This is a genomic window from Bradyrhizobium sp. Mp27, assembly GCF_029953005.1.
GTDB lineage: Bacteria > Pseudomonadota > Alphaproteobacteria > Rhizobiales > Xanthobacteraceae > Bradyrhizobium > Bradyrhizobium barranii.
Genome location: NZ_JASAUS010000304.1, coordinates 1 through 4905, shown reverse-complemented (window position 1 = coordinate 4905; position 4905 = coordinate 1). Strand labels below are relative to the sequence as shown.

General features: G+C 57.0%; 5 protein-coding genes and 2 pseudogenes. 3 read left to right on the top strand and 4 right to left on the bottom strand.

What is annotated here, in order from left to right:
• Positions 1 to 306: 306 nt before the first annotated feature.
• Positions 307 to 1155, top strand: coding sequence for a type IV toxin-antitoxin system AbiEi family antitoxin domain-containing protein (locus QJT78_RS48475; RefSeq protein ID WP_028154415.1), 849 nt, complete (start codon positions 307 to 309; stop codon positions 1153 to 1155).
• Complete coding sequence (locus QJT78_RS48470; protein WP_309248399.1) at positions 1142 to 1990, top strand: nucleotidyl transferase AbiEii/AbiGii toxin family protein; 849 nt, start codon at positions 1142 to 1144, stop codon at positions 1988 to 1990. Before QJT78_RS48475 ends, QJT78_RS48470 begins: the two co-directional genes overlap by 14 nt.
• Before the next feature lie 228 nt (positions 1991 to 2218).
• On the opposite strand, the gene QJT78_RS48465 is transcribed toward QJT78_RS48470, so the two are convergent.
• Positions 2219 to 2662 (bottom strand): YbgC/FadM family acyl-CoA thioesterase, encoded by a 444-nt coding sequence (locus QJT78_RS48465; RefSeq protein ID WP_028154414.1) that lies wholly within the window; start codon positions 2660 to 2662, stop codon positions 2219 to 2221.
• Positions 2663 to 3019: 357 nt separating this feature from the next.
• A pseudogene (locus QJT78_RS48460) lies at positions 3020 to 3316 on the bottom strand (IS110 family transposase); the annotation flags it as partial.
• Positions 3317 to 3541: 225 nt separating this feature from the next.
• On the opposite strand from QJT78_RS48460, the gene QJT78_RS48455 reads away from it, so the two are divergent.
• A complete protein-coding gene (locus tag QJT78_RS48455; RefSeq protein WP_049808095.1) occupies positions 3542 to 3868 on the top strand; it encodes a hypothetical protein in 327 nt (108 codons plus the stop codon).
• Positions 3869 to 3893: 25 nt separating this feature from the next.
• Here the strand turns inward: QJT78_RS48455 and QJT78_RS48450 are convergent.
• Both QJT78_RS48450 and QJT78_RS48445 read right to left on the bottom strand, forming a co-directional pair.
• Positions 3894 to 4082: pseudogene (locus QJT78_RS48450) on the bottom strand (DUF3606 domain-containing protein).
• 440 nt (positions 4083 to 4522) lie between these two features.
• Positions 4523 to 4905, bottom strand: a 383-nt coding sequence (locus QJT78_RS48445; protein ID WP_281460762.1) for a hypothetical protein, incomplete at its 5' end; no start/stop codon positions are given.

The window sequence follows — 4905 nt, the reverse complement described above, 5'->3', positions numbered from 1 at the left end:
CGAAAGTCATCGCCGGTGTAAAGTTCATCGACGGAATCGAAGTCATTCCGAACACTGAAAGCCACGCCGCCTGATCAGGCCGCGTCACCCAAAATCAGCCATAGCTCGCCGCACGGACATGGCCCGTTTAAGACGGCTTCCCTTTTTCGCTTCCCTTCACCCATGGCTGCACATTGGAGTTCGAAGCGGGATTGGCGTGCCCCGGCAAAACGGGTTTTGATGATGAGCTTTCTGCATAGTCAGGCTTAGCAAATTTGCAAATGTATAAACTGGTTATTAGTTTGATATCATGCTATATTGCAAAGTATGACTGTGCCTTCTGGCGGAAAGCTAAACTTTCTCGAACATACCCTCCCTGAAGGCCTCTTGGTCGATGCCGGGTGGATGACGAAGCACGGCTATTCGACAGGTTTGCGCAGCCAATATGTCTCGGCTGGCTGGCTGGTTCAGCCGACACGTGGAACCTTCAAGCGCCCGCTTGGCACCCTGACATGGCAGAAGGCTGTCATATCGCTTCAGACACTGCTTGCACGCCCCCTGATCGTCGGAGGGCGAACAGCGCTCGAACTGCAAGGCTTTTCGCACTATCTCAGGGCAGGGCAGACCGTCGTCTATCTCTACGGTCCGCACGCTCCGCCCGGATGGCTCTCCAAGCTTCCGCTCAAAGAGCGCTTCACATTCCGCAAGAGCACAACGCTCTTCAAAGCCGATCCCGTGACAAAGGGGCTCAAGAACTACGCTTGGAATGTCCAGAGCAATACCGGGGTCGCCGCCGATGAATTCCAGGCAGGACCGTTCAAGCAGATATGGGGCCAGGGCGAATGGCCGCTCACCGTCTCATCGCCCGAGCGTGCGTTGCTTGAACTGCTCGACGAGCTGCCGAACAGCGAGAGCTTCCACCAGGTCGACATGCTTGTTGAGGGCTTGCGCAACCTCAGCCCCCGCAAGCTGCAAAAGCTGCTGGACGATTGCCGAAGCGTGAAGGTCAAAAGGCTGTTCTTTTGGTTGGCCGACCGGCACAACCATTCATGGTTGAAGCAGATAGACCGTGACACGGTCGATTTGGGGAAGGGAAAGCGCATGCTGGTGAAAGGCGGAAGGCTCGATCCGAAATACCTGATCACCGTGCCGGAGGATCTCAGTGCCCCTGTCTGAACGCTATCGGCATCAGGTCGCGCTGTTGATCGAGACCTTGCCATTAGTTGCAGCGGAAAAGGATTTTGCCCTCAAAGGCGGGACTGCGATCAATTTATTCGTGCGCGATATGCCGCGTTTGTCAGTCGATATCGACCTGACCTACCTGCCTGTCGCCGGGCGGCCGGAATCGCTGGCCGCGATCGATGCGGGCATGAAACGAATGGCTGTCGCCACTGCCAAGGGAATTCCAGGCGTCAAGGTGAATGAGGTCGTAAACCGCGCGGAAGGCATCGTTACCAAACTGACCCTTCAAAGGGCCGACGCCCAGATCAAGATCGAAGTGACTCCCGTCCTTCGTGGCTGCGTCTTCGATCCCGAAATGCGATCCGTGCTTCCGAACGTCGAGGAGAGCTTTGGCTTTGCGGAGACACAGGTCGTCTCGTTTTCCGACCTCTACGCGGGAAAAATCGTCGCCGCCCTTGACCGCCAACACCCTCGCGATCTTTTTGACATCCGCGATCTTCTGGCGAATGAGGGCATAAGCGACGACCTGAGACGCGCTTTCATCGTCTATCTCATCAGCCATGACCGGCCCATTTCAGAGGTCGTGGCGCCGCGGCGAAAGGATATCCGCCAGGAATTCGAGCACGGCTTCGAGGGTATGACCTCAGATCCGGTCTCGCTGGATGAGCAGAGTCCGCGAGAACTTGATCGCCGAGATATCTGGAAAGATGCCGAAGGAGCATCGGGAATTTCTGATCGGATTCAAGCTCGGGAAGCCAGATTGGACTCTATTGGGCGTCGATGGAGCGACAGAGCTTCCCGCAGTCCGATGGAAGCAGATCAATCTTGATAAGCTGCGTGCCGCAGATCGCGAAAAGCTTGTGGCTCAGTTGATCGCAGTTCTTAAGTGACTGCATTCGGGTCGTAAGCGGATGGGCGTGCAGTAGGGATGTGGAGTAGGCTCGGTCGCTATAGGATAAAGCAGGAGCCCTCATCGTATAATAGCGTAGAGAACAGAAGGCGAACGCATTGATTTCATTGGGTCGCTGGAGCGTTAAAGCGTGAACGAAAGGCAGATTTATCTGTGCTCTTCCATAGCAAGCCTCAGAGCCTTTGGGATGCGCTGCGCTTTTCCGCCTGAGATAAACGCGACCCGTACACGCGCCGAGACCAAGAGATCACCCCCGCGCCTGCACTCCTGCAGCAAGGCAATTGACGCGCCTCTCACCTCTTGCGGGACCGTGACAATGTCAAGCAGGTCGTCCAAGATTGCCGGTTTTAGAAAATCGATTGTCATCGAACGGACAACGAAGGCGAAGCGCGGCGCATCGTTCCGCGTTTCCTCGAGCAGCGCTTGCTGATTGGTTCCGAGCAGGCGCAAGTAATTCGTTCTGCCACGTTCCATGAAACGCAAAAAATTCGCGTGATAAACAATCTGGCCGGAATCGGTATCCTCGAAATAGACGCGGACCTGCATGTAATGCCGTCCATCTCGAATTTCGCCGTCAAGAGAGACTGTCACAGCGCGGTTTCCTCTTATTGCGCATACAGGGACCCATTGTCTTGCACAGAGGCGGTTTTCTGAGCAATCGCTAAGATCTTGAGCTTGGCTCCTGCTGCCGGAAGCTGAGGCAACCGCCTGAATGCGGCAGGCGTCGCGCTGCTGCCATCGACTTCGGATGAATATGTCGGAGATCTATCCTCAATGCGTACCCGGCTTGAGGACGACGTTCATGAATGCGCCTCCGGCTCATGAACCTAGGCGAGCCAGTCTTTCGCCGCAATCGCTGAACGAAAAATTGCCGAGGCCGGCGAGGCCGTGGATGGCGTTGCCCTTGGCGATGGCCTCGTGCTCGCTGCTGGCGAGCACGAGGGTTGCTGCCTCGCAAATAGCCTCCTCATCCGCAGCGTCGGATTCCCGCGCTGCATACGGCTTGACATATTGCGGCGGGATCATTGCCACTTCATGTCCGGGTGATTGCAGCTCCCGCGACCAATAGTGCGATGCCCCGCAGGCCTCCAGAGCCACAAGCGCGGGCGGCAAACGCCTGAAGAACTCCAAAACCTGCCCACGCCTCAATTTACGCCGCAAAACCGGCTGCTCTGTCCCATCAACGCCATGCAACTGAAATACACTCTTTGACGTATCCAAACCGATGCGAACAATCGTTTCCACGGGCGGCTCCTTCGTGTGAGGTCAGCGACGACCTCATCTTGTCACGCAGTGTGGCGGAAGGGAGCCGTCCACCCCAACACGAGAGCCCTGTGCGGCACTTGCCGCACGCGCCAAACGAAAAGCCAGGAAGACAAAGCTCAGGGACTGGGTGTCTGCGGGTCAAAGATTCGAACCAAACCTTAAACTCCCGCCGTTGCGAATCCCAGCCATGTGTTATCGGAACGAATGACAGACAAAACGATTCGCCGTTTAGGAGCCATTTCCAAGCTGACGACAAGTGAACGAAGGCCGGTGATACGGACACTGCGCGGATGGGCGATCCACGTGCTCCAGGAAACGGGCGCCATCCGCGAGTGCGAGGAGCACGGTTGGATGCAGGACCGCGCCGATCCGCATGCACGAGAGCGCGCCTTCGATATCGCCCGTCAGGACCCGCCAGCCCCGCCAGCAGACGTCTCCCCTCACGCAGCGGAGGCCGCGGTTCGCGACGTGCTTAACTCGATTGGTGACACCTGCCCAGAATGCCCTCCTGACGAGGAGGACCGGCGCTAAACATCGACGACAATCCGTCTCCGGCTCAGCGGCCTAGCCGTTTCTCTACACGCTTGCGCGCGTTGCCGACCTTTTGGACGGCCTTTTTCACCGCCGGCGCCGACTTTCCAGTCTTCTTCGCCTCGCAATGCACTTCGTAGGCCTACCCGCCGGCCACCCGCGCCCGGTCCTGCTTTCGTCCGCGCGCCGTCTTGCTCTTCTTCGCTACCGCCATCGGTGCCTCCTGTTGTGACATCGAAGCAACGCGACAAGAATTCCCAGGTTTCGGAACGATCCGAACTGTGCCAATTTGAACCGGCTGTAGCGTGGAGTTCTTCAGTGGCGTTTCAGCGTCAAAAACCGGCGGCTATCGGTGTCAATAGATTGGAAATCGGATGTTAATCCATCCGCGGCGGCGCGAAATGCGTACGCGCGCCAGCTGCGCGATTATCTGATGGCGACGGGAGCAGAAAGAGGCTTGATTGTATTTCTCACGCTTGGCGAGATCGCCTGGATTGAGGCGCGTCCATGACGGATGCTGTCAAGCTCTTACGTCGCCTGAGAAGTGACCAGGACGACGCTGTCCCGGATCGTTCGTGTCGCGATTAGTGGCCTTTGAACTTAGCCTAAAGCAACGAATGCGCTCCAAATCAAAGAATCGCATTAGCCAACGGTCTACGCCGCCGAGTATAGGGGAGCCTCTTCAACAGCTTCGGGCTCCTCGACCAGCTCATGGTCCGGTAAGGGATCATATCCGATGTTTTCGAATCGACGACACAAGCTCGCAAGGAAACGGATCTGACGCCGCTTGAGTTGAGTCGCGCCCCAGCGATGAACTTTCTCCGCGAACTCCTGCTCATGCTCTTGAAAGTCGAACCGGCTAACATACGCAATCGCGATCATTTCCGCGACCGAGTAGCCGGCATATTCCGTGAACGAGAGGGAGTAGTCGATCGTTAATAAGCCGAATTGGGCTGAACTGGACAGTTGAGCGTTGGCCAGAGTGAGAGCAGGAAGAGGGACAAAAGGTCTCTGAGCCAAGCCAGGACACGGCGGAG

Coding starts and splice junctions, on each gene's coding strand:
- QJT78_RS48455 (WP_049808095.1), top strand. CDS start 3,542: ATGACAGACAAAACGATTCGCCGTTTAGGAGCCATTTCCAAGCTGACG.
- QJT78_RS48475 (WP_028154415.1), top strand. CDS start 307: ATGACTGTGCCTTCTGGCGGAAAGCTAAACTTTCTCGAACATACCCTC.